Source organism: Bacteroides sp. OM05-12 (assembly GCF_003438995.1).
Lineage (GTDB): Bacteria > Bacteroidota > Bacteroidia > Bacteroidales > Bacteroidaceae > Bacteroides.
The window spans coordinates 272,709-295,918 of sequence record NZ_QSUN01000004.1; the positions used below are offsets into that span (position 1 = coordinate 272,709).

The following is a 23,210-nucleotide window of genomic DNA, read 5'->3' on the forward strand; positions in this document are numbered from 1 at the left end:
TTTTTCTTTATTTATTCTACTATTAATTCATCAAAATACATCCAGATATTTTTTCCGGGACGAATATGGTCTTCCGGACATACGCCTGGGTTTGTCATTTCCATTTTTATATACCGCCCTTTAACAGACAGATTATCAAAAACTTCATCTGTTATAAACGTACCTTCCTTAAATATTTCTTCAGAGGTATGTTCTCTCCTTGCTACACAAGTGTAATTCTTGTCATCATCAGAAACAAGCACCTTTATAGTAGCAGGTATATGAACTGCCATACCATAGTTTGTGATACATCCCAACGTCACTTTCCGTATCGTTTCTTCCTGTCCTAGATTTACAACAAAAGATGCATCCTGATCATACCATCCGGCCCATTCAAAATCAGAATGTCTGTCACTTCCTCTTAATCCATTGGTAAGTACATACACCCTGCCGTTGGTGTCTTTTCCCATAACTGTCTTTCCCGTAGCTTTATTTCGACCCAATTTTAGCTCTAACATTTTACCTTTTTGTTCACCGTTCATAAAAGTCGCGGCTTTTACAGTCAAAGCATTATCAACAATCAATGTATCCCGATAAATCAAAGACTCTGAAGTGGGTTCCGTCCCATCTAAAGTATAATGAATCTCTACATCCGGACGTATACAGCTAATAGAAACTTTCAAGTTTCCATTTCCGTCAGGCATCACACAATGATCCAGGTTAAACATGGAATGAGCATAGTTTACCCCCATTATATCCCAATGCTTACTCAAAGCATCTAAACGTTTCAAGAAGCCACGCCAATCCTTTGTACCTTTAGGAGACCATGCCAATTCTGCCAACGCAGCCAAACGAGGAAATATTAGATATTCTGTATCTTCTGGTTTATTACAAAATTCAGTCCATAAAGATGCTTGTACCCCCATCAGTAAAGGAATGATTTCCGGTTCCCAGTCTTCTTGTACCGGCTCATAATCATAAACATTCTTCAATGTATTGTTACCGAAATACGTCAACGGTTCAAACCATTGGGGACCTTGATAACGAATTAAATACATGATACGTGCCGGAGTCATAATAAAACGATGTCCTTGACGAGCTGCTTTCAAAGCAGCTGTTCCAAAACCTTGCCAACCTAAGATAATTACACTATCCGGAAGCGTACTGTTTGTCAATTCATCCCAACCAATAACCTCCCGACCTTTACTTCGCACATAATCACACATACGTTTCATAAAATAGCCTTGCAGTTCTTCTATATCCGTAATATGCTCCTGTTTCATCCGCGCCTGACATTTCGGGCATTTCTCCCAATTTTTCTTAGAAGCCTCATCTCCACCTAAATGAATATACTTGGAAGGAAATAAAGTTAAGACTTCATCTATCACATCTTCCAAAAATGTAAAGACACTGTCATTGCCGGCACAGTAAATAATTTCAGAATTGGCACTTCCCATTCCCGGAAGTACTCCGATGAACTTGTCAACTACCGGACAAGCTAATTGAGGATATGCAGCCAATGATGAATTGGTATGTGCAGGCATCTCTATTTCCGGAATAACTTCAATCTGTCTGTCAGACGCAAACCTAACAATCTCTTTAATATCTTCTTGAGTATAAAAGCCTCCAACAGGAGTCGGCTCTCCTTTTTGGGGATTACGACGTGCCGAGAAAGGAACATTTCGTTCCACTCTCCAAGCACCTATTTCTGTCAACTTCGGATATTTCTTTATTTCCAACCGCCATCCGTTATCATCCGTCAAATGGAAATGAAGTTTATTGATTTTAAGCATAGCCGCACAATCAATAATCTTTAAAACGGTTTCTTTAGGAATAAAAAAACGTGCCGCATCAATTAATAGCCCCCTGTATTCGAAACGAGGACTATCTTCTATATTTAATGCAGGAATACTCCATTCATACCCCTTAGTTAATTCCTTACTTTCAATAGCAGGTGGTAATAACTGCCGGATAGTTTGAAGCGCATAGAAAAATCCTTTATTTCCTCCTCCTTTTATAATAATCTTATCCGGTGTGACTTCTAAACGATATGCCTCTTCTCCTAATAACGTATCAGTTACAAACACCACATTTGCACTCATACTATTAATTTCATATATCGGACTAAAACCGGCAGCACAAGAAAACCTATTAATTAATTGATTCAAAATATTTACTTGCTCTTCATTTTCCACAGAAAAAGTCGTTTTAGCATTGAAAACAAAACTCCCTTCCTTTTTATCTAATCTTACAGGCTGAGGAATAACAGCCTCGGTAGAAAGATGCTCTTTACTACCGGAACTATTACAGCCCGGCAGTAAGAAAAGCATCATCATCCCTACTAAAATCTTTGTCACCTTCATACCTGCTTATTAATTATATTTGAATCTAATCGGATCATTGTATTGTTCTTGTAAGCGTAACAATTCTTCTCGCAAATTCTTCGTTATCTCTTCCATACCCGGTTTTCCATAAATATTATGCATTTCTGTTGGGTCTTCTTTCAAATCATATAATTCCCATTCATCTATATCATTATAGAAATGGATTAATTTATAATGATCTGTACGAACCCCATAATGCCTCTTAACCATATGCTCAGCCGGATATTCATAGAAATGATAATATAAAGATTTACGCCAATCCTTAGGCGCCTCCCCTTTCAATAATGGAACAAGAGAAACGCCTTGAATGTCTTCCGGAATCTCCGCACCAGCCAATTCTAAAAATGTCGGTGCATAGTCGATATTCTGTACTAATTGTGGTATATCACCACGCTTATCCAATCCCTTCGGTAAATGCATAATCAAAGGAGTATGCATAGATTCTTCATACATGAAACGTTTATCAAACCATCCATGCTCACCCATATAAAATCCTTGATCTGAAGTATAAACAACTAATGTATTATCCAACATATCATGCTCTTTTAAATAGTCAAGAACCCGACCTACATTGTCATCCAAAGATTTTACAGTTTTCGCATAATCACGCATATAGCGTTGGTACTTCCACTCTGCAAGCTCTTTCCCTTTCAAATTCTGCTTATAGAAATCGGTAATAATAGGAGCATAAAAATCATCAAAGGCTTTACGTTCTTCCGGGTTCATTCGACCAATATAACTTAAATATCGTTCTTTCAGGGAAGATTCTTTGCCCTCTTTAAGCATCTTAAGATCATAAATCAAATCCATATCTTTAAATATGCTCATCTCCTGTGATGCCGCAGCAGGACGTCCTTCATAAGTATCAAAGAAATTATCAGGTAATGGGAATGTTTTCTCTTCATATTCAGCAAGATACTTAGTTTCAGGCAACCAATTACGATGAATTGCTTTATGATGGATAAACAAACAAAAAGGTTTATTCCTATCCCTCTGATTTTCCATCCAGTCAATCCCCATATCGGTCACAATATTGGTTATATATCCCTGTTTCTGGATAGTATCGTTATTCATCGTTATAAAATCAGGATTATAGTAATCACCTTGTCCCGGCACTATTTCCCAATAATCGAACCCGGTAGGCAAGCTCTCCAAATGCCATTTCCCCACAATCGCAGTTTGATAACCTGCCTTTTGAAGCAACTTAGGCATTGTTTGCTGCGAACCGTCAAAGACACAAGTCGTATTATCCGTAAATCCATTTGCATGGCTATGCTTACCTGTAATCATACATGCCCGGCTCGGACCACTTAATGAATTGGCAACAAAACTGTTAGTAAAACGTACCCCGTCATTGGCTATCCGGTCCAAATTCGGAGTTTCAATATAGCGGGTATCGTAGCAACTCATCATTTGCGCCGTATGGTCGTCCGTCATTATATATACAATATTATACGGCTTAGTAATTTCCTTTTTCTGCTGACAAGATGAAATTACAGAGGTACAAGCTGCCAGTCCGGCAACTGAATATAATAAATTAAAATTCGGTTGTTTCATAATAATAGAATTTTAGCCTTAATAACTTTCTTCACACTGTACAAAGATAGCCCACACTTCATAAAACCATTTTCACTATTATCCAAATGATGTTTCAGTATCGTCTAAATCGTACATATTAAGAATAGTATAGTGAAGAGTCCAAACCACTAACAGGAAGAACTCCCCACTATTCATTATCAATCACTAATCACAATCGTAAGTGTAGTCTGCAGTACCATCAGCATTTGAAGGCCATCCCGGATTTTGATATAAAACAGATTTTCCAGTATTGGTATCAACAGTCAACAAGAATTCAGAAATCGGAATTGGTTCCAAATAATGTTGTTTAGGAAATGTATATCCATTATAGGCAGCATTAGTTGCACTCTTCTGAAGTGGTCTGATATAAGTAGAAATACCAGATTGAGAAACGACACCTTCCCCTATTTTATCTTTCTCATATAATTTATACATTTCCTCCCAAAGATTCATACCTTCCACCTGATAAGAAACCATATTATCTAATGCACGCCATCTTTTCAAATCATCTAAGCGCATTCCTTCACCCAAGAATTCGCATCTCCTTTCTCGACGAATATTATATAATGTTCGGTCTATATCAGAGCCTCTCCATTTTGTAGCAAGATCGTTTTCCTGGGATAAATCTGTAGCTTGAATTGTTTTATTATAATCCGGATCAACACCTGCACGGATACGCAATTCTCTCCAATACGCATCACAATTTCCCCCCAATACTCCATAACGTTCAAAATATGCTTCCAAATATACAAGATAAGCTTCAGCAGCACGGAATATCGGAGTTGCAGAAGTACCAGCATATTGAACATCTTGTCCCGGCTCAGAACTAACAAACTTCGATATCTCATATCCTGTAGTAGAAGCTTCATTACCAGTCAAAGTAATCTGTGGCCTAAAATAATACAAAGTATCATTCCCATTCATTATAAGCCCACCTCCCTTTATAGAAGATACTAAGCGATTATCACGGTTTTGTATTTCATAAATTATCATTTTATCTCCTTTATAGTCTGTACCTTGAGCATAAATAGGTAAACCATCTTTCATTAAAAAGCTATTGACTAATGCTCTTGTAAAACCAGTTCCTCCTCCCGTACGTCCCAAATAGTTGGAACAACTATGAGATATAACTCCTGATGCATAATAGCGGGCTAGTATCACTTCATCTGTATTACTAAATACAGTTAAGCTATTAAACATTGAACTATAATCTTTATTTAGCTTACGTGCAGAAGCAACTTTATCTGCCGCAGTTATTGCTTCATCTAAAAAGAAATTTACTTCTGCTTCAGCACTTCCAGCCTCAAACTTAAAATCCGGATATGCTTCACTGCCAACCCATTTTGCATTTCCCGGAACAAAACATGTTCCCGCATGATATTTCTCCCAAGTAGCCTCGTACAAAGCAACACGTGCTTTCATCACATAGGCTGCATCCTTTGATAAACGACCTGATTCTGGCGCATTTTGTAGCATTAACTCCGCAGCACGATCAAGATCCTTTAAAATAAAACGGACAACTTCATTACGAGGTGCTCTCTTCGAGGAAGCTATTAATTTATTAAGATCATCGGTTTGCATCTCTGTTAAAATAGGCACATCTCCATAATTTCTAAGTAAACGGAAATAATCATAAGCTCTAAAAAAATATCCTTCGCCTAAATAATGATTAATATACTCTTCGGTACCCGATATAGCATTTTCCTTTATTTGACTCTCTGTTTTATTAATAAAGAAATTGATACCTCTTAAATTTTCAAACTTCCATTGACAATCATCAGCTCCCTGTTTTATAGTTTTCTTTTCTCCCTGATAAAATAAATTACTAGCTCCTGTACCAATCTGATTATCACTGGTATTATCTTCCACATAAACTCCTCCCCATAAAGGTTTCATTTTAGGAAGAATATCATAAAAATCATTTATTGCTATCTTTAAATCTTCTGGACTTTTGAAATAAGAATTTTCATCTCCAAAATCCAAAGGCTCACGATCAAGGAAATCACATGATGTCATGTTTATTCCTAGAAATATTAATCCTAATATCAAATATTTATTCATAATTATAGTATTTATCATTAAAAGGTTAATTCTAAACCAACAGACCAAACCCTATACATCGGATAAGTTTTACCTGCTCCATAAGCGTCATCAGCACTACCTACAGCTTCTGGATCATAAATCTTTAAATTTGTTATTGTAAACAGGTTTTCTCCGGACAAATAAACTCTCGCTTTCTTCACATATCTTGAGATCTTTGTTTTTTCTGGAAGGCTAAATCCTATCTGAATATTCTTCAAGCGTAAATATGAACCATTCTGAACAAAGCGATCGCATACCTGAATATTATTCTGGTCTGTTCTTAAACGCCCATAATACGAATCCATGTTTGCACCTAACTCAGAACCAACATAACGAAAATAATCTAAATGATCCGTATAAAGCGACCGTTGCCACTCACTTGCAAATCCGAAAAATGTAGCACTATTTTTGAAGAACACATCGCGTTTTCCTATACCTTGAAAGAAAGCTCTAAAATCTATAAATTTATACTTGGCTTCCAAAGAAAAACTATATGCAAAACGAGGTGTACTATTACCGATTACTTTTAAGTCACCATGATCAGAAAGTGTTCCACTTCCGCTATCAACAGAACCATCATTATCTAAATCGCGGTACATTAAATCACCTCCACCCCATTTATCTCCAATAGCAGATTGATTATGTTTTGCTAAATATTCAGCCATTTCCCTATCATTTTGAGCAATTCCAACGACTTCATATCCCCACATTTCTCCGTATTTCTTTCCTTTATACCATTTATCAATATTCCCATCAGGAGAATCATATTTAGTGATTACAGTCTGGTAATCACTAACACTCGCAGATATTCCATAACTAAAATCTTTATTTACCCTATCTCTCCATGCTACTTCAAGTTCCCAACCTCGTGTCCTAAGCTCAGCATTATTAGTTTTAGGAGCATCACCACCAAAAACCGCAGGGAGAGCCTTTGCCGGACCAATCATATCCTTTGTAGTTCTTTGATACCAATCGAAAGAACCCGATAAACGATTATTGAAAAATCCCCAATCAATACCTACACCTGCATTTTCAATCTTCTCCCATGTCAAACTAGTCGAATAAGGGTCAAATACAGATAATACATTAGCTCGTTCTCCCCCTAGTATCAAACTGCCAGGAACCGCTTCCATTTTTTGATAAAACTGATAAAAAGATTTTGTATTTTGGTTTCCTAACTTACCATAAGAGCCCCTAATCTTCAAATATTCTAATCCGACATCATGTAACGGCCTCCAAAAAGATTCTTGAGCAATATTCCAACCCAATGAAAAAGAAGGGAAGAAAGCCCAACGTTGCGTTGAGGGAAAACGAGAAGCACCATCATAACGTAAATTTACTTCTGCCATATAACGATCGGCATATACATAATTTATTCGTCCAAAAAAGCCCATAGAGGCCCATTCACCCAATTTATCGGAAATCAAATTCTTTGTTGAAGTAGATGATAAGAAGGGTTTCTCATCCAATAACACATTATTTGTCGCAACACGAGTTGTCTCTTTATAATAATATTCAGACTGCCCTCCTATCAAAAATTTTAAATAATGCTTTCCAAATTTCTTTTCATAATCCGTATAAATATTGGTATTAAAATAATTCACATAACCATTTGATTTTTCCAAGAAATTAGTTCCTGCTGCTGGTTGAATAACAAATGTTCCATCTCCAGTATTACTATATTCAGCTTTATCTGCAACTCCCTCTAATACAAGGAAATCTTGTGTTCCTCCATCAGGAAGAGTATATTGCAATTTCTTAAACTGTCGAGAAGTACGAGGACTTTCCAAACGACTATTCATATCCGCATAAATTTTCCAACCTTTAATAGGTTCGTAAGTCAACGTTGCCTGGTTATATAATTGTTGATTCTTGGAATTATTACGTCCCCCATTTTGAATAGCCGGGATCAATGATTCTTTATTATATTCACCATTAGGCATCATGACAGGCATTAAAGGAGAACGACGTCCCAAATTATGGAAAAACAAGTCATTTAACGCAGTTGGCTTATCATTATCTGTCACAACTAAACGCGTATTCCAAATTAAATTGACTTTCTTATTAAACCGCACTCCTACCTTACCATTAATGGCTAAACGAGAATAAGATTCATCTGCATACCTGAATAATCCACTTTGATCCAAATAATTTGCTGAAAAATAATAATTGACTTTATCACCTCCGCCGCTTACACTCAAGTTATGCTCTTGAGAAGTCGTAAAGTTTTTCAAGAAAGCGTCATACCAATTAGTATTCCCATAGCTTCTCTGTCCCCATGCCCAATCATTCTGTCCTTCTGCTTTTTCGATTCCATATTCAAGTTCTCCACGTTGATATTGTAAAATTTTATTCAACTGAGATTGACCAAAAGGAGCATTTCCTCCACTATTAGTATACGCATCATTAACCATGAGAGCATACGTATAAGAGTCAACAGGATTAGGTACAGCCACAGGCTGTGATATACGAACATTTCCTGTATAATTAACTCTCAATCCTTTCTCGCCAGTTTTTGTAGTAATTAAAATAACTCCAAAAGGTGCACGAGAACCATAAATAGAAGCAGCAGCAGCATCTTTCAATACAGAAATATTCTCAATATCATTAGGATTTATCGTATTTAAATCACCTTCCATACCATCAATCAATATTAATGGAGATGATATAGAGCCATCACCAATAGAGCCTATACCACGAATGTTTATATTCATTTCTTGTCCTAAACCACCACCAGCATCATTTGTAATATTCAAACCAGCAACGGCACCTTGTAAACCTTGAACAGCACTAGCTACAGGCCTGGCTTCCAAAACTTTATTATCCACAGTTCTCACAGAACCTGTAGCATTGATTTTCTTTTGAGTGCCAAAACCAACGATCACAACTTCATCGATCATTTTAGCATCATCTTTCATCGTTACCTTTATTGTTTTTTGATTACCAACAACAATTTCTTTTGTTTGATATCCAATAAAAGAGATAACCAATACGCTCTTTGTGCCAGGAACTGAAATAGAGAAATTACCATCAAAATCAGTAATTGTTCCCGTTGTCGTTCCTTTCACCGCTACGCTTGCTCCAGGAAGCCCTTCATTCATCTCATCAAGAACCGTACCGGTAATCTTTATCTCTTGAGCATACATTAATGGTGCAAACAAAGAGAATAAACATCCTATAATTATTATAATTTTCGTCTTCATATTATCAAGATTTATTCACAAAAACATTAATCTTTTTCGCCTTTCTGCCCAAATACAAGTTTATACATTATAGTACTATCAGAGGTTAGAATATACTGTTCCGCATCTACCGTACGCTCATAATTCTTGTTTTTTGTTACGGCAATAATCACTTCTCCATCACCACCTCCTGCCAAATTCTGAGTAAAGAACCATTGTACTTTTCCTCCACTACTTGGCATAGGAGCTTTCCATTTTGCATTACTTCTCAATGCAACTGTTATAGTATCAAGTTCAGGTTCTAATACTATTTTCTTTAATTCAATAAATTTAGCCGTAATGCTACCATTATAATAAACTGAATCAGTCGTGACCTGATACTTTCCACCTTCAAGTACATAATTTCCCGATTCGTCTTTCAATGTATCTTTTTTTTCATAAAAATATTGATAAGTTGAATCAATACTTCTAAGAACTTCCATATCAAAGACTTTACCCGATTTAGAAGTTATTCCGCGGACTTCAAGTTCAGACTTTAAACTAAAATCTCCCGGATTTTTTGCTTCCTTCTCACAAGAAGACAAATAAAGTAGTCCTCCTATTAAAAAAATAAAATATAATAACTTTTTCATTGACTCTATTTTTTATTTCTTAATAAACATTCCACTCAACATTTTACCAGATGTAGTCAACAAAGACACACTATACATGCCATTAGGAATCTCTTTTATTCTTAATTTCTTATCAGTACCCTCTTTATTGATAACACATAATCCCGACATATTAAAAACTTGTACTCGAAAAGGTGTAATATCCGATTGCAGAGCAAAAGACACAAGATCTGTTGCCGGATTAGGATAAACAGTCATTCTATTAGTTTTTTCGTTTTTCAATGGAATTACAGCTGAAGGATTTAGATCCACTTTTGTTACTAAAGTATCAACATTACTATTTAATCCGAAACTGGAAGCTTTAACTAAACTATATTTATGATTAGTCTTCACATCATTACCCATATCCCAATAAAATATTCCTGCTAATTTATTTTCACAAACAAATTTACTACGTTCATAGCTTTGATTAAACCCTGTTATATAACGATCATAAGAGCCATCATTCACAATATCCATATCAGGAGTATAACTACCATCCAATAAGCCATTTCTTACCCCTATTGGTGCAGAAGCCGCAACAACAGAGCCATTTTTATAACCTTTCGATGTTGTTGTTGCATATGAAAGTGATATTTTATTTAAAGGATATCCTTGTTGCACAAAACTATTATATGCATTCTTAAAAGTATTCCAAGTGAAATTCTCACCTTGTGGACCATATATTTGGAAAGTAAAATAGTCAACCCTATCCATATATTTAGGACGTAAATTATAAGAAACTCGATGAGGAGAAACTGTTAATATTTTATCTTTTCCTAAAACCTTATCTATTTCCAATAATAATTCACCATAGTTATCCCAGCATGACTGAGAATAACACCATTCGAAATCCAAATCTACCCCATCAAATTCTTGAGCTATTTCCGATAAGTTTTGAGCAAAAATCTTACGTTTATTCGCATCTGCAAAAGTGCCTTCCCAACCATCGTGACCTTTAACACTCATTCTAACTTTATATCCTCGATAACCATCATAAGCACCTCTCATAATACCAATAAAATGTTTATAAGAGTATGAGTCATACCCCAAATCATCAGGGTTATCATAATTCCAATAAGAATTTGCATTCTGCAACGTTGCTGCCGTTACTGTCGTATCAAACCCGGGCATTGGCAATCCGGACATATCAGAGGTTACTTCACTATTTCCACGAGTAATATGCCATATTACGGTATCATCAAGTTTAGCTTTCAGATTTTCTCCTACAATAGCTGAAAAATTACTTATACCTTGGGGAATCCAGCTTCCTTTTTCCGTTCCACAAAGCCCTTTACCTCCAAAATATGATTTACCATTATAATAGAAAACAAATGTTTCTTCAATTGTTAAATCTGTTGCATAAGTAGCGACTCCAAGATGTACCCATTGACCTACATTCAATCTCTTTTGATTTATATACTCATGTCCGTTAACCCGTACTATCACCTGTTTGCTATCCGCATTACCTAAACGAATTGAGAAACCTTGTGTACCTTCCGTATTTTCTTTTTTGAATATATATGCGCCTTCCGTCCACTCTTCAAGATAAATCCATGTTTCAAATGTATACTTATCCGAAGGAGTAAAAGCATTCTTTCCAACATTCATTCCTACACCATTTCCATTCAAAGACAATACACCACTTCTTCCTTTATATTCAGACAAATATGAACCATTTTCTATATTCCCATGATTATAAGGATACGGTAACTTTAATGTACCATCACTATAAGACTCTATACCCAATATCAACAAATCATTACTTAACAAATATTTTTCTTTATCAATAGCACGATCAAAAAAACGAGAGAAATCTGTATAAGCAGTATTAATATAATATTTAAAGTCCTCATTATCAGTTACGATATCACGTTCCGCACCTGTATCCGAGAATATTCCATGATGTTTAAACTTATAATCCACAACATTTTCGCATAAATTTTGGTCAAATTTATAATAAGCAACTAAGCTTTCCCATTGAGGTACCCATTTATTCAGAGTATTACAACGAAAATAGCCATAATCCATAGCTAATAAGTCATTCCAAATACGGAATTCATCAATTCTACCAATAAATCCCCCACCACCGATAATAAAATTATCCTCTGAAGCCGGAATCTCTGATATTGTACCTTCATACACTACATCGCCATTCACAAGAATTTTACCGAAACCTTTATCACAGAAGAAAGAGACTTGGCACCATTTATTAGCAGCCAATTCTTGAGATGTAGCTTTAATAGTTTTATCTCCAACAACAAATTCAAGAGTATTTGCATCTCCCAAATAAGATTTAAAATTGGTGCCTCTACTATAGATAACAGCACCTTTGTTCCATGTTGAAGGATTTATCCAAAATTGGACTGTATAAGAAGAAAGGTTATTTAATTCAGGCATTGTCCTAAAATTCACACTTCCTTCAGCGGTCAGTTTCAACGAATAATTATCTACTTGAGCACATAAACTCCCTAAACCAGCAAACAACAATGCCAGCGAACACATAATATTTTTCATAAGTTATCAGAGATTAACAAAATTAACAGAAAGGTAAGCAGTGTTATAACTGCTTACCCAAAGATCTATTTAAATCAATTATTTAACAGCAATCTTAACTGATTTTTGCCCAACTTTTGCTACATAGAAGCCTTTATCCAAACGAATGGCATTATTAGCCCTTACGTTTGCTATTTTTGCTCCCGAAACAGTATAAATTACTGCATCTTCAAAAAAAGTAACAGCATCTCCATCCAATGAGTAAAGAACTTTATCTAAAATCTGAGATACTATATTATCAGGAGCGTCCGGAGTATACGTCACATATTCTCTTCTTACAGGTTCACCGGTAATATCTGTAGTAAAACTAAGCTCTTTAATAAATAAAACACCTGTTTTCAATTCATCAACTTGCATTTCCATTTTCAGACGGGTAGGAACGCCTGTCTCTGCTGCAGCCCAAGTATCAAACTCATAAATCATCCATCTCGTAGGATCATACACCATATTTTCATCTCTATCCACAACTGGATCTCCATCTTCATCTAACAAACAAAAATCAGATGAACGAAAATTTGTATGATTGCCATTTCCATCTGCATCTCCCTTAGGCACAACATCATTTGAGTAAGTAGATGCATACATTTTAAACAATGTATTATTATTTAACACATTCTGGGTATATGAAAATACTAAACGGACACGAATTTTAGCTTTCTCAATGGCATCGTCTCCCTCACCAAACTTTGCAGCATAAGGAGTATTGGCCGGATCTGTATAGAAATTCAGATTAAACCAACGAATATCTGTAAAATCAGAATTCATTGCTATACCTTTATCATATGTGCAATCGGCACCTTTCCAACAAAGAACTTTCCCTACTGTTCCGCCCAAATCAACAATATTAAGACCAGACTGCACTGTTTTTGCACCATCACTGTCAATCCCTGTATAAATAGGAGGTGCACCTGCCAACATAACAAAACCATTATTAAAATTTTCAACTACTGCCGGTAAAGCATTTGCCGGATTTGCTCCTGCATTTACATAATCAATCTGATATAAGCCAACTTCCTGATTCGAAAATTTATAACGCGAAGGAGTTATATCTGTCTGAGCAGAAACATTAGCAGCCATTATCAAAGCAGCTGCAGAAGCAAGTAAAAATCTCTTTTTCATAATAAATAAAATTTTAAGTTATTAAATAAGTTAAAGATTAAGCCCACAAAGGAAAAAAGCATTAATCTGTTTTGATTGATGCAAATGTATTGAGAGTTCACAAAAGCCATGTTCAATAATAGCTAATTAAGGTTCGTTTTTAGCTATTTCTGATACAATAAAATGCTTCATAGCAATTTACAGACGCCTTTTAGACAAAATTGGACTAATTTAAATTAGTCTCTCGGTGCCTTCACTGCAACAAGTTACCAATCAGCCATAAAGGAATCAAGAGTGATAAGGTGAAAGCAAAAAAAGTCATTTCCATTTATGCAAATACAGTATGAAGTTTCTAAAAACAACTTTAATGTTTAAAAGAAACCTACGGTCGATTGGGAACAAACATACGGTCGATCGAGAACAAAGGACCGTACCTTTATCTCCAATCTCCTATTGTTTATTGTTTGCTTTTATATCACAGCATAATCCCATACTAAATATCATCAGAAACTTCTACTTTAATTAGAATACTTTCCCTTTTTTAAATCAATAAAACAGTAAAAATATAATTATTTGCTATATTTGTATCATAAATCAAGAATACTATGACACTAAAAACACAATATGGATCTTTTTTACTTGGAATCTTATTTGCAATTACTCAGGTGTCAGCCAATCCAGAATACTATTTCAAGCAAATATCTCTTCAAGATGGTTTAACCCAATCTACTGTCCGATGCATATTGAATGATCATAAAGGTTTTATTTGGATAGGAACAAATTCCGGCTTAAACCGTTACGACAGACATGAATTGAAAACCTATTTGAATATTCCGGAAGACGATCAGCATAGTCTTCCCAGCAACTATATCCATTTTGTCGCAGAAGATTCTTTAAATAACATTTGGGTATCAACGGAAATAGGTCTTGCACGTTATAACCGTAATGACGACTGTTTTATACCTGAATATTATAAAGGAAACCACATAAAGGTACGCTCTTTCATGTTGACAGATGGCGGAATATTATTCGGTGGGTCAAACAAGATATACAAATACAATTATTCAACAAAAAATATGGATCTGCTCCCGATAAAAACGGAAGAATCTCATACTTCTCTATTTAATTCACTCCAGCAATGGAAAGATAATCTAATCTTGGTTGGTAGCCGCTGGAATGGCATCTGGACGTATGATTTACAAACATGTGAGTTAAAAAGGACCACATTCTATCACGAAAAGAAAGTCATTTCACAATTTATAGATTCTAAAAGAAATGTCTGGATATCCCCTTATGGCAAGGGAGTTCTTTGCTTCTCTCCATCCGGAAAATTATTACGCGAATATACTGCACAAAATTCAAATTTAAGTAATAATGTAATTCTGGACATAGAAGAAAAAGACAACCAAATATGGTTTGCAACAGACGGTGGAGGTATCAGTATTCTAAACCCGACCAATGATTCTTTTTCTGTTATCGAACATATACCAGGAAACATATACTCATTGCCTGTAAATTCTATTTTCTGCCTTTACAAAGACAATGAGGATAATATGTGGGCAGGCAGCATACGCGGAGGACTATTAGGTATACGACAAGTATTCATAAAAACATATCGTGATGCTCCACTCAACAATCAATATGGATTGAGTGAAAGAACGGTATTATCAATATTAGAAGATAAAAATGACCTTCTATGGATTGGCACTGATGGAGGAGGAATCAACAAATTTGATCCTGTAACAGGATTATTTACACATTACCCTTCTACATACAAAGATAAAGTGGCATCTATTACCGAATATAAAGAGGATGAATTACTGGTTTCCATATTCAGTAAAGGTCTTTATATTTTCAACAAAAAAACAGGAAATACACGTCCGTTTATTCTTATTGATAAAGAAAGGAATGAATTCATATGCCGTTCCGGAAGTTCCGTGAATATTAATAAATTCTCAGAAGATAAAATCCACTTCTTTGCAGATAAGATATATGTATACGATATTAAAAAGGACGAATTCAGTACAGTCAAATATATCGGGCCTAAAGCTGCTATATTAAGCTCACTTCAAATAATATCTTCCAACGAATATGTGACTTACTTGTTTGGACAGCATAATATTTTCGAACTAAACAACAAACAAAATACCATCAGTTCAATATATACTCCCGAAAACAAATCAGCAATGATTACCTCTGTATGCCGTGACGGGAAAGGTCGGTTCTGGATAGGTACAACAAAAGGGTTGGAATGTTACGATCCTTTATACTCCACCACCCGTAAAATTGAAACAAAGCTCTTTCACGAAGTATCTTCAATCATTTATGATAAACAGGAGAGGTTATGGATCGGAGCACAAAGTATGCTTTTTGCTTATATCATTAACGAGAACAAATTTGCCATTCTCGGAGAATCAGACGGAGCTTATCCGAACGAATTTCTTAGTAAAGCCAAACTAATATCGCGCACCGGAGACATCTATATGGGAGGAATAATGGGATTAATGCAAATAAACAAAAATATTCAATTAGATGATGACACTCCCCCATTCATTGAACTTATCGACGTAATGCTCAACGGGATATCAATCATCAACAAAGTGAATAAGGATTTAACCTTGTCTATACCATGGAATCATACGTCTTTGGTTATCAAGAATATGGCAAGAGAGCAAGATGTCTTCAGGAAAAAGATGTTCCGTTATAATGTCGTCGGCTTAAATAAATACTATATTGAAACATACGACCATACATTGACATTACATTCACTCCCTGCCGGAGAATATGAAATATTGGTATCTTGCAGTGCCAAAGACGGCAGTTGGAGTTTCCCTGTAAAAGTATTAACCATATCAGTTACCCCGCCTTGGTGGAAAAGTTCGTGGTTTATCAGCCTGGTCATCGTATTGATTTTAGGAGGAGTTATTCTTACCTCTGCCATTATTATTCGTCAAAAAGAGAATAAGTTAAAATGGGATATAAAAGAGCATGAGCAGAAAACTTATGAAGAAAAAGTCAGATTCCTTATCAATATAAGTCATGAATTACGTACACCGCTTACACTTATTTATGCACCCTTGAAAAGATTACTTAGTCGGGATATACAAGACAATGAAATGAAACGGCAGCTTACCGGCATCTACAAGCAAGCCAAACAAATGAAGAACATTATTAATATGGTTCTTGATATACGGAAAATGGAGGTCGGACAAGACTCACTGAATTTACAGCCTCATCTCCTAAATGAATGGATAAAATCCGTTACTGATGATTTTCAAAATGAATTCGAATCCAAAAACATAAAGCTAATCTATGATTTAGATGAGTCTATCACTGAAATTTCATTCGATGAAAACAAGTGTGAAATAGTCTTATCCAATCTATTAATGAATGCATTTAAATTCAGCGAAGATGATACAACCATAATCGTCTCAACACAGATTACAGACGAAAATATGGTACGCATATCAATTAAAGACCAGGGAATCGGATTGGCAGGTGTCGATACAAGCAAACTATTTACTCGTTTCTACCAAGGTAATCATGACAGAAAAGGTAGTGGCATAGGGTTATCTTATGCAAAAACATTGATAGAAATGCACAAAGGGAAAATCGGTGCAATCAATAACTCCGATAAAGGTGCAACGTTCTTCTACGAACTACCTTTAAATACAACTATTGAAAAAATAGCATGTGAAGAAAAGCCTTATTTAAACGAACTATTGTACTCTCCGATAGAAACTTTCCCGGAAGTAATTGATATATCCACTCAAAATTATTCTCTCTTAATTACGGAAGATGAACCGGAGTTACGAAATTTCTTAAAAGAAACTTTAGCTGAACATTTTAAAACGATTTATACCGCAGAGAATGGCATCGAAGCATTAAGCATAATAAAACAATATATCCCGGATATTGTTGTCAGTGACATTATGATGCCCCAAATGGATGGTTTTGAACTTTGCAAACGAGTCAAAGAAGATATTAACATCAGCCAGATTCCAATCATCTTGCTCACAGCTCGAAATGACGCAGAAAGTCAGTCACTCGGATATAAACTGGGTGCCGATGCCTATCTGTCTAAACCCTTCGAGGTAGAATTCTTACAAACATTAATCACTAATCTGCTAAAGAATAGAGAATTTATAAAATCGCGATACAAAAACAGCACTCTGCTTATATCACCGGAAGAAGCAACGTTCAGTAATGCAGATGAAAAGTTTCTACTTAAATTAAATAACCTGATTCATGAGAATTTATCCAATACAGAAATGGATGTCAAATTCATTACTGAAAATATGGGAATGAGCCGTGCTTCATTATATAATAAATTGAAACAGCTCACAGATATGGGAGTAAATGATTATATAAATAAATTCCGAATAGAAAAGGCTATCCAATTACTGACACAGACCGATCTTACTATCATGGAAATATCTGATATGACAGGTTTCAGTAATCAACGTTATTTCAGCACAGTCTTCAAACAAGCAACGGGTAATTCTCCATCAAAATTCAAAGAAGAGCATAAAAAAGGAACAGTATAAGTCCTCACTTATACTGTTCTAAGACATATCTTAAACTTTCCGGAGTCAATTCACCTGTATATTTCCATAATTGATGCCCTTTACGCATTAAAATAAAAGTAGGAACATCCTCCGCATCATATAAAACTGCCAAGTTTTCATTTTCAGTAATATTTATTTTAATAACAGCTTCCACTTGCTGTTCATACTCCTTTATAGTAGGCTCCAACCACTCATAATGAGGTGACCAATCCGCATAAAACATAACTAATATCAGATGATTAATGCGTGATTCTTTTTCTAATTGTTCTTTAACATTCATATCTCAATTATTAATTGGGGATTATGAATCTTGAACAATAAAGTAATAAAATAGTTTATGAAACACTCCTCTATTTACAACTTTACCAATTCCTTATAAAGCTTTTGGATAGGCAACCCCATTACATTAAAATGGGATTATCAAAACACAAGCTACTGATTATAAGTGATTTATAATAGGAATATATTATAAGGCAAAACAATAGTAAATAAAATATCGATTTTAAGTTTTCCGCTATACAATCAATAGACCAAGTACAAAAGTATAAAAAATAATAAGATCTTCTCTATTAAGCCATGGTTTTCTTGAATAGATCGGAAAAGCACCAAGGCTACATAGAATTGTGAGCAGACATTATGATGATGAGAGGTTAACTCATAATTCTTTCAAACATTTCATTGACACCAATCCCCGCATTGAGCCGTGCGGGGAATTTTTATTTAATCAGCTTTTTCTAAATTCTCCCTTATCTTATACAGCAGCCTTATCGAATTATTAAAAGTTGCATTCTCGTAGTGCAACAATGCCTGTAGGCATAAAGATTCAACCGTTAAAGGTAGATTAGAACTGTACGTAGATTCATCTATCCGCATCGCTTTAGGAAGTTCCTTACCTTTAAACCAGTCTACTAATTCCTTAACTTCATCCAATGTATAGTTATCTTTGTATTCCATTGCTTTTTTATTTTCCGGCAAAGGTATATAAGAATTTGTATTTTGAACGTTAGAACTATAAAAAATGCTAGAACTTAGAAACCTTACGGACACAAAAAAGCGGTGAAGTGTTGAACTTACCGCCTTAATTAATAAATTATTTAATTACTAAATCAATATGCAAATACTCTAACATCGCTTCTATCTTTTCCTGCCCTAATTTTGTTTTTCCATTTAAGAATAAGGACATCGTACTTTTTGTTATTCCGATAATCTCAGCAAGTTCTATCTGCTTGATATTACGAATTTTCATTGCCTCTTTAACTACTGCTCTTATCATTTTTTACTTGCTTTAATCAAAAACTCACTTGTTTTGCGTAGGGTAGATGTTATCTCATTCAGGCTACATTCATCCAACCATTCTATATTTTCAATGTCGGATGACTGAGCGAATACAATTTCACCTGTAAATCTTGGGAATTTATTTCTACGGATCATTTGTTTGCCTTCCAATTCGAAAATTTCGTATACCGGTTGTTTGTTCCCGTTTATATCGCAATTACAAATTGAAAAATCGGGAAGAAACCTTGCTTCACAGGCAGAAGACAATTCTGTGTTACATAGCGGGCATATATGCGCATATATGCCCGGTTGTAATTTAGTTACTTTTTTTACATACATAAATTATCTGTTATATTCTTCAACTATTTTATAATAACAATGCCTTAATGCTTCAAGATGTTTTTCTTTATCGCTGTCGTCATTTAAATAATCCCATGCTTCGCTATCGGTAGTGTGGGCTACGATTTCTTTGCCTTTATATGTAGCTTTAATAACATATTGCCCATAACCATTACCTATCTCCATAGTAAAATTTACATTCCTGAACTTTGCCATAATATTTTTGCAGCTATTATCCGTTGCCTCCGGGTTCTAATTTATTTGATTTTAATATATAAGAATTAAACTAAAGCCATGTAAGCAGTACCTTCATGTTTTTCTCTCAAAGCATCTGTAACTTTATCTTCTGCAAATACTCTTGAATGCTCAAAATAAACATTCCCTATCATTGTAGGAAGCATATTAGCACACATTTTAGCACTTTTAAATTGTGACATTAAATTCATAACTTCAAGCATGAATACTTTTAAAGTTACACCATCATAAAATCTTTCGTTTGTTAAATCATTGTATTTTGAAATGACTAATTCTCTGTTTTCGCCTAACCAATTTTTTAAATTAAATGCTGCCATGATGTTATACAGTTTTAAGTGTGTCTCACTGTTTCAATTTGATGTTACAAATATACGAATAGTTTTTGTAATACCAAACTTTTAAGTGGATTATTTTGTGATTAACTGCATTTTTAACATTTAAGCACAAAAAAGCCCCAATTCATAAGAATCAGGGCTACTAATTTGAAAGCAAATCACATGCTTTTTTAGCTATTGTGAATTACGATGGCACAAATATATTCAATAAAAAGAGACGGACAAAAAAATATCACTTATTTTTCAATTTACGCACAAAATTACAAGCGACAATTAAAATAAAAGCTATTATGATGCCGAACGCCCAGCCTCCCACATCCATCTTAAAGGATTGCCACTTAGATAGCTTCTTTTCTACGGGATAAGGAACTTCTGTCTTTATTGTATCGGTAATATTAATAGTATCCCGTATCAGCTTATCCCGGTACTCCGTATGCCATCGATCACGAAAGACAGTATCACCTTTTACAAACATCAGAACACTGTCTTTTATGTGGATGGAATCACGTTGTAACCGGTCCCGATATTCCGTGTTGGTTTTGATCGTTTCGACTGGTATGTACTGTACGCTACGACAGGATGATAAACATATTCCTGACATCACGAAAATGATAATTATTAATTGTTTCATAGCTGCTCTATTTCAATGACATTTATTGCAAGTCTTTTTGATTCAGCCCCGCCACTCCATTGGATGTTGATCTCACCGTTAGAGGCATCCACATCATCAAATACAAGAAGGGTATCTGTGTTGTCCGTTGTCTTTATAGGATTCTTGGTAACACCATTTACAACGAAAGTAGCGACGGAAGGATCAGCAGCATATTTGCCCCATTCGGCTTCCGAGCTGATATTTGAAAGCAATCTTACCGCATAAGTACCGGATGGAACAGTCATAGTGATACTAGCCAATTTCGTACCGTTTACGCATAGATTCTGTTGCAGCGCAAAGTCAGGATAAATGCCCGAATTATCTCCGGTTATCTTTCCTTTTGTCCTTTCACTGTAATTGCTAGCCAAACTAGTATCGTTATTCTTAATTGTACCCATTTGGACATTGCTCACGTCATAGAAAGGTTTGGCTGAACCAAGAAGCTGTAATTTATAAATCTTGCTTGCTTCATCGAATCCCACATCGGCATATCCCCAAGTGATTGACATGATAGCTTTCCGTTTATCGGTAGGCGTTGATTCCTGATAAATGATAGAGGCTGATTTAATGCCAGATTCGCCCACATCGTTTTTTACCTGCACATAAATTGTCTTATTTCCAATGCCGCTTAACTTGTAAGAAACCGTATTGACATAACTTTTCCATGATGCGGAAGATAATCCGGAAGATGATTCTGAGATACGGTAATGCGTTGGCGTTCCCGTCACATTCATTTTAACGGAAACATCGGCACTGTCAGTTGTGGATGCTCCGTTATTTATGGATATACTGTTTAAATTCGGCACTACATCAGGATCAACGGGAGCTTGAACAACAAATTCAACAATCATCGTGTGATTGGATGTAACGTTTGAGAATGTATATGAGTTGTTGATAGCGACAGATACACCGTCTACTATTATTTCGCTGATTTCATAGCCCTCGTTCGGTGTAATGTTAACCGTAAGCGATTCTCCCTCTATCACCGATATAGTGCCGTATTTATCCAAAGTACCGCCTATGCCGTTGTCACCATTGGCAATTTGTGTCGTAATCTGGTGATAAGTGATTGTTTCTTCCTGATCTATTTTCGTAGCCGAAATAGTACCCTTATCAAAGTAAGTGCGCTGAATGAACTTTGCCACGTAATTACCTATCAGGATTTGCCCGTTACTGTCAGGGTGTGTACCGTCATAGGTATACCACTGTTTATCCCATCCTTTATCCTTTCTCATGTTGGTAAAATAAGAAAGCCCTGATTCCCCAGCGCAATCAACGTAATAACAGGAATAAAAGTCAGCTATCTTTTTCAGGTGGGGATAAAGCTCAAAAATGTTTAATCCCCGCCCGTTACCGTTTTGCAGTGGTGACATAACATATAACATGCTATTGGGGAAATTGGTAAGCAGTGTTTCGATCATCCACCTGTAAGCACCGTATAGTTTCTTACGGAAAGTCTTTAAACGATTATAACGTGTCAGTCCGTCAGATGTATTTATATCAGGTAATTTATAGTCATTGTCGTTCAGGACATAATTATACATCTGTTCGTCCCAATCGCCTAACAATGTGTCCCAATGGGTGTATGGATAGACAGTATTAACATTGTTCGTACCTGCCATTATCATAATAATATCAGGGTTATAATCAGGATTACGCTGCTTATAATCAAGTACAGAATATACCTGATTACTCAACACATTATCAGAAGCTCCGTAATTATCTTTAATAGGATTTAGAACCGTATCATTTTTATCAATCAAAGATGCCCCGCCAATGGCTATCACACGGCTTTCATCAGATAGACCAAGTTTATTTTTAAGTACCTTGCACCAACTTCCGACAGCCGGTTTATCCATCGTACCTCCATTGGATGAACTTAGCGAATCACCCAAAACAAGGAGCGTCTTACCTTTCACCGGAAAAAGGTTTATTTCTTTCAACTCGTTTTGTATCGGAGTAAGGTTCACATTTAAGCTCGCCAGTTGTTCGTCCGTAAGGTTAAGGGATATCCGGGCTTCCTCTATCATGGTGTTTATTTCTTCCTTTGAATAGACATCACCGGAGGATAATTTGCCTTCTATCTCTTTCAATAAAACATCAACGTCAATGGAAGCTGCCTTTTCCACCTTTGATTTTTCTTCATCGGTGTAGTCATTACTTGAAAGCCCTTTGCCTTTTACGGCATCCACTTTGCCATTAATCTCGGTTACCACCTTATTAAATTCTTCGGCTGTAAAATCATCACCCGGTTGTTTTTTAATATCAAGCATATTA

General features: G+C 35.5%; 16 protein-coding genes. 1 reads left to right on the forward strand and 15 read right to left on the reverse strand.

All coding sequences use genetic code 11. The features are described from left to right. Nucleotides 1–11: 11 nt before the first annotated feature. The 7 genes from DXB63_RS05750 to DXB63_RS05780 all read right to left on the reverse strand — a co-directional run bounded on the left by DXB63_RS05750 (nt 12) and on the right by DXB63_RS05780 (nt 13,530). Nucleotides 12–2,309 (reverse strand): glycoside hydrolase family 20 protein, encoded by a 2,298-nt coding sequence (locus DXB63_RS05750; protein WP_233522808.1) that lies wholly within the window; start codon nt 2,307–2,309, stop codon nt 12–14. A gap of 42 nt (nt 2,310–2,351) precedes the next feature. Beyond that, entirely contained in the window at nt 2,352–3,920 is a 1,569-nt protein-coding gene (locus DXB63_RS05755) for a sulfatase (protein WP_122125438.1), read from the reverse strand. Nucleotides 3,921–4,106: 186 nt separating this feature from the next. Beyond that, entirely contained in the window at nt 4,107–6,002 is a 1,896-nt protein-coding gene (locus DXB63_RS05760) for a RagB/SusD family nutrient uptake outer membrane protein (RefSeq protein WP_158563644.1), read from the reverse strand. Nucleotides 6,003–6,019: 17 nt separating this feature from the next. Then, a complete protein-coding gene (locus tag DXB63_RS05765; RefSeq protein WP_122125440.1) occupies nt 6,020–9,226 on the reverse strand; it encodes a TonB-dependent receptor in 3,207 nt (1,068 codons plus the stop codon). Nucleotides 9,227–9,252: 26 nt separating this feature from the next. Next, nucleotides 9,253–9,837 (reverse strand): hypothetical protein, encoded by a 585-nt coding sequence (locus DXB63_RS05770; protein ID WP_122125441.1) that lies wholly within the window; start codon nt 9,835–9,837, stop codon nt 9,253–9,255. A 12-nt stretch (nt 9,838–9,849) separates the two neighbouring features. After that, nucleotides 9,850–12,372 carry a LamG-like jellyroll fold domain-containing protein gene (locus tag DXB63_RS05775; protein WP_122125442.1) on the reverse strand — a complete coding sequence of 841 codons (2,523 nt, stop codon included), beginning with the start codon at nt 12,370–12,372 and terminating at the stop codon, nt 9,850–9,852. Nucleotides 12,373–12,450: 78 nt separating this feature from the next. Beyond that, entirely contained in the window at nt 12,451–13,530 is a 1,080-nt protein-coding gene (locus tag DXB63_RS05780) for a hypothetical protein (protein WP_122125443.1), read from the reverse strand. A gap of 584 nt (nt 13,531–14,114) precedes the next feature. Here DXB63_RS05780 and DXB63_RS05785 point away from each other — a divergent pair. After that, nucleotides 14,115–18,056 carry a two-component regulator propeller domain-containing protein gene (locus DXB63_RS05785; protein WP_122125444.1) on the forward strand — a complete coding sequence of 1,314 codons (3,942 nt, stop codon included), beginning with the start codon at nt 14,115–14,117 and terminating at the stop codon, nt 18,054–18,056. Nucleotides 18,057–18,060: 4 nt separating this feature from the next. Here the strand turns inward: DXB63_RS05785 and DXB63_RS05790 are convergent, their stop codons facing one another. The 8 genes from DXB63_RS05790 to DXB63_RS05825 all read right to left on the reverse strand — a co-directional run bounded on the left by DXB63_RS05790 (nt 18,061) and on the right by DXB63_RS05825 (nt 23,206). After that, nucleotides 18,061–18,357, reverse strand: a complete 297-nt coding sequence (locus tag DXB63_RS05790) for a co-chaperone YbbN (protein WP_122125445.1) — start codon at nt 18,355–18,357, stop codon at nt 18,061–18,063. Between the two features lie 440 nt (nt 18,358–18,797). Beyond that, nucleotides 18,798–19,031, reverse strand: a complete 234-nt coding sequence (locus DXB63_RS05795; RefSeq protein WP_122125446.1) for a hypothetical protein — start codon at nt 19,029–19,031, stop codon at nt 18,798–18,800. Nucleotides 19,032–19,167: 136 nt separating this feature from the next. Then, the gene (locus tag DXB63_RS05800; RefSeq protein WP_122125447.1) at nt 19,168–19,350 is read right to left on the reverse strand and encodes a helix-turn-helix transcriptional regulator; all 183 of its coding nucleotides are present in this window, start codon (nt 19,348–19,350) and stop codon (nt 19,168–19,170) included. Beyond that, the gene (locus DXB63_RS05805; protein ID WP_122125448.1) at nt 19,347–19,691 is read right to left on the reverse strand and encodes a hypothetical protein; all 345 of its coding nucleotides are present in this window, start codon (nt 19,689–19,691) and stop codon (nt 19,347–19,349) included. Before DXB63_RS05805 ends, DXB63_RS05800 begins: the two co-directional genes overlap by 4 nt. 3 nt (nt 19,692–19,694) lie before the next feature. Further along, nucleotides 19,695–19,907, reverse strand: a complete 213-nt coding sequence (locus tag DXB63_RS05810; protein ID WP_122348210.1) for a hypothetical protein — start codon at nt 19,905–19,907, stop codon at nt 19,695–19,697. A gap of 65 nt (nt 19,908–19,972) precedes the next feature. Next, nucleotides 19,973–20,263, reverse strand: coding sequence for a hypothetical protein (locus DXB63_RS05815; protein ID WP_122125450.1), 291 nt, complete (start codon nt 20,261–20,263; stop codon nt 19,973–19,975). A 250-nt stretch (nt 20,264–20,513) separates the two neighbouring features. Further along, nucleotides 20,514–20,912, reverse strand: a complete 399-nt coding sequence (locus tag DXB63_RS05820) for a hypothetical protein (RefSeq protein ID WP_122125451.1) — start codon at nt 20,910–20,912, stop codon at nt 20,514–20,516. Beyond that, the gene (locus DXB63_RS05825) at nt 20,909–23,206 is read right to left on the reverse strand and encodes an SGNH/GDSL hydrolase family protein (protein WP_122125452.1); all 2,298 of its coding nucleotides are present in this window, start codon (nt 23,204–23,206) and stop codon (nt 20,909–20,911) included. Before DXB63_RS05825 ends, DXB63_RS05820 begins: the two co-directional genes overlap by 4 nt. Nucleotides 23,207–23,210: the final 4 nt, after the last annotated feature.

Bases quoted from the DNA above. Each gene is read 5' to 3' on its own strand.
- DXB63_RS05750 (WP_233522808.1), bottom strand. From the start codon at position 2,309: ATGCTTTTCTTACTGCCGGGCTGTAATAGTTCCGGTAGTAAAGAGCAT.
- DXB63_RS05755 (WP_122125438.1), bottom strand. From the start codon at position 3,920: ATGAAACAACCGAATTTTAATTTATTATATTCAGTTGCCGGACTGGCA.
- DXB63_RS05760 (WP_158563644.1), bottom strand. From the start codon at position 6,002: ATGAATAAATATTTGATATTAGGATTAATATTTCTAGGAATAAACATG.
- DXB63_RS05765 (WP_122125440.1), bottom strand. From the start codon at position 9,226: ATGAAGACGAAAATTATAATAATTATAGGATGTTTATTCTCTTTGTTT.
- DXB63_RS05770 (WP_122125441.1), bottom strand. From the start codon at position 9,837: ATGAAAAAGTTATTATATTTTATTTTTTTAATAGGAGGACTACTTTAT.
- DXB63_RS05775 (WP_122125442.1), bottom strand. From the start codon at position 12,372: ATGAAAAATATTATGTGTTCGCTGGCATTGTTGTTTGCTGGTTTAGGG.
- DXB63_RS05780 (WP_122125443.1), bottom strand. From the start codon at position 13,530: ATGAAAAAGAGATTTTTACTTGCTTCTGCAGCTGCTTTGATAATGGCT.
- DXB63_RS05785 (WP_122125444.1), top strand. From the start codon at position 14,115: ATGACACTAAAAACACAATATGGATCTTTTTTACTTGGAATCTTATTT.
- DXB63_RS05790 (WP_122125445.1), bottom strand. From the start codon at position 18,357: ATGAATGTTAAAGAACAATTAGAAAAAGAATCACGCATTAATCATCTG.
- DXB63_RS05795 (WP_122125446.1), bottom strand. From the start codon at position 19,031: ATGGAATACAAAGATAACTATACATTGGATGAAGTTAAGGAATTAGTA.
- DXB63_RS05800 (WP_122125447.1), bottom strand. From the start codon at position 19,350: ATGATAAGAGCAGTAGTTAAAGAGGCAATGAAAATTCGTAATATCAAG.
- DXB63_RS05805 (WP_122125448.1), bottom strand. From the start codon at position 19,691: ATGTATGTAAAAAAAGTAACTAAATTACAACCGGGCATATATGCGCAT.
- DXB63_RS05810 (WP_122348210.1), bottom strand. From the start codon at position 19,907: ATGGCAAAGTTCAGGAATGTAAATTTTACTATGGAGATAGGTAATGGT.
- DXB63_RS05815 (WP_122125450.1), bottom strand. From the start codon at position 20,263: ATGGCAGCATTTAATTTAAAAAATTGGTTAGGCGAAAACAGAGAATTA.
- DXB63_RS05820 (WP_122125451.1), bottom strand. From the start codon at position 20,912: ATGAAACAATTAATAATTATCATTTTCGTGATGTCAGGAATATGTTTA.
- DXB63_RS05825 (WP_122125452.1), bottom strand. From the start codon at position 23,206: ATGCTTGATATTAAAAAACAACCGGGTGATGATTTTACAGCCGAAGAA.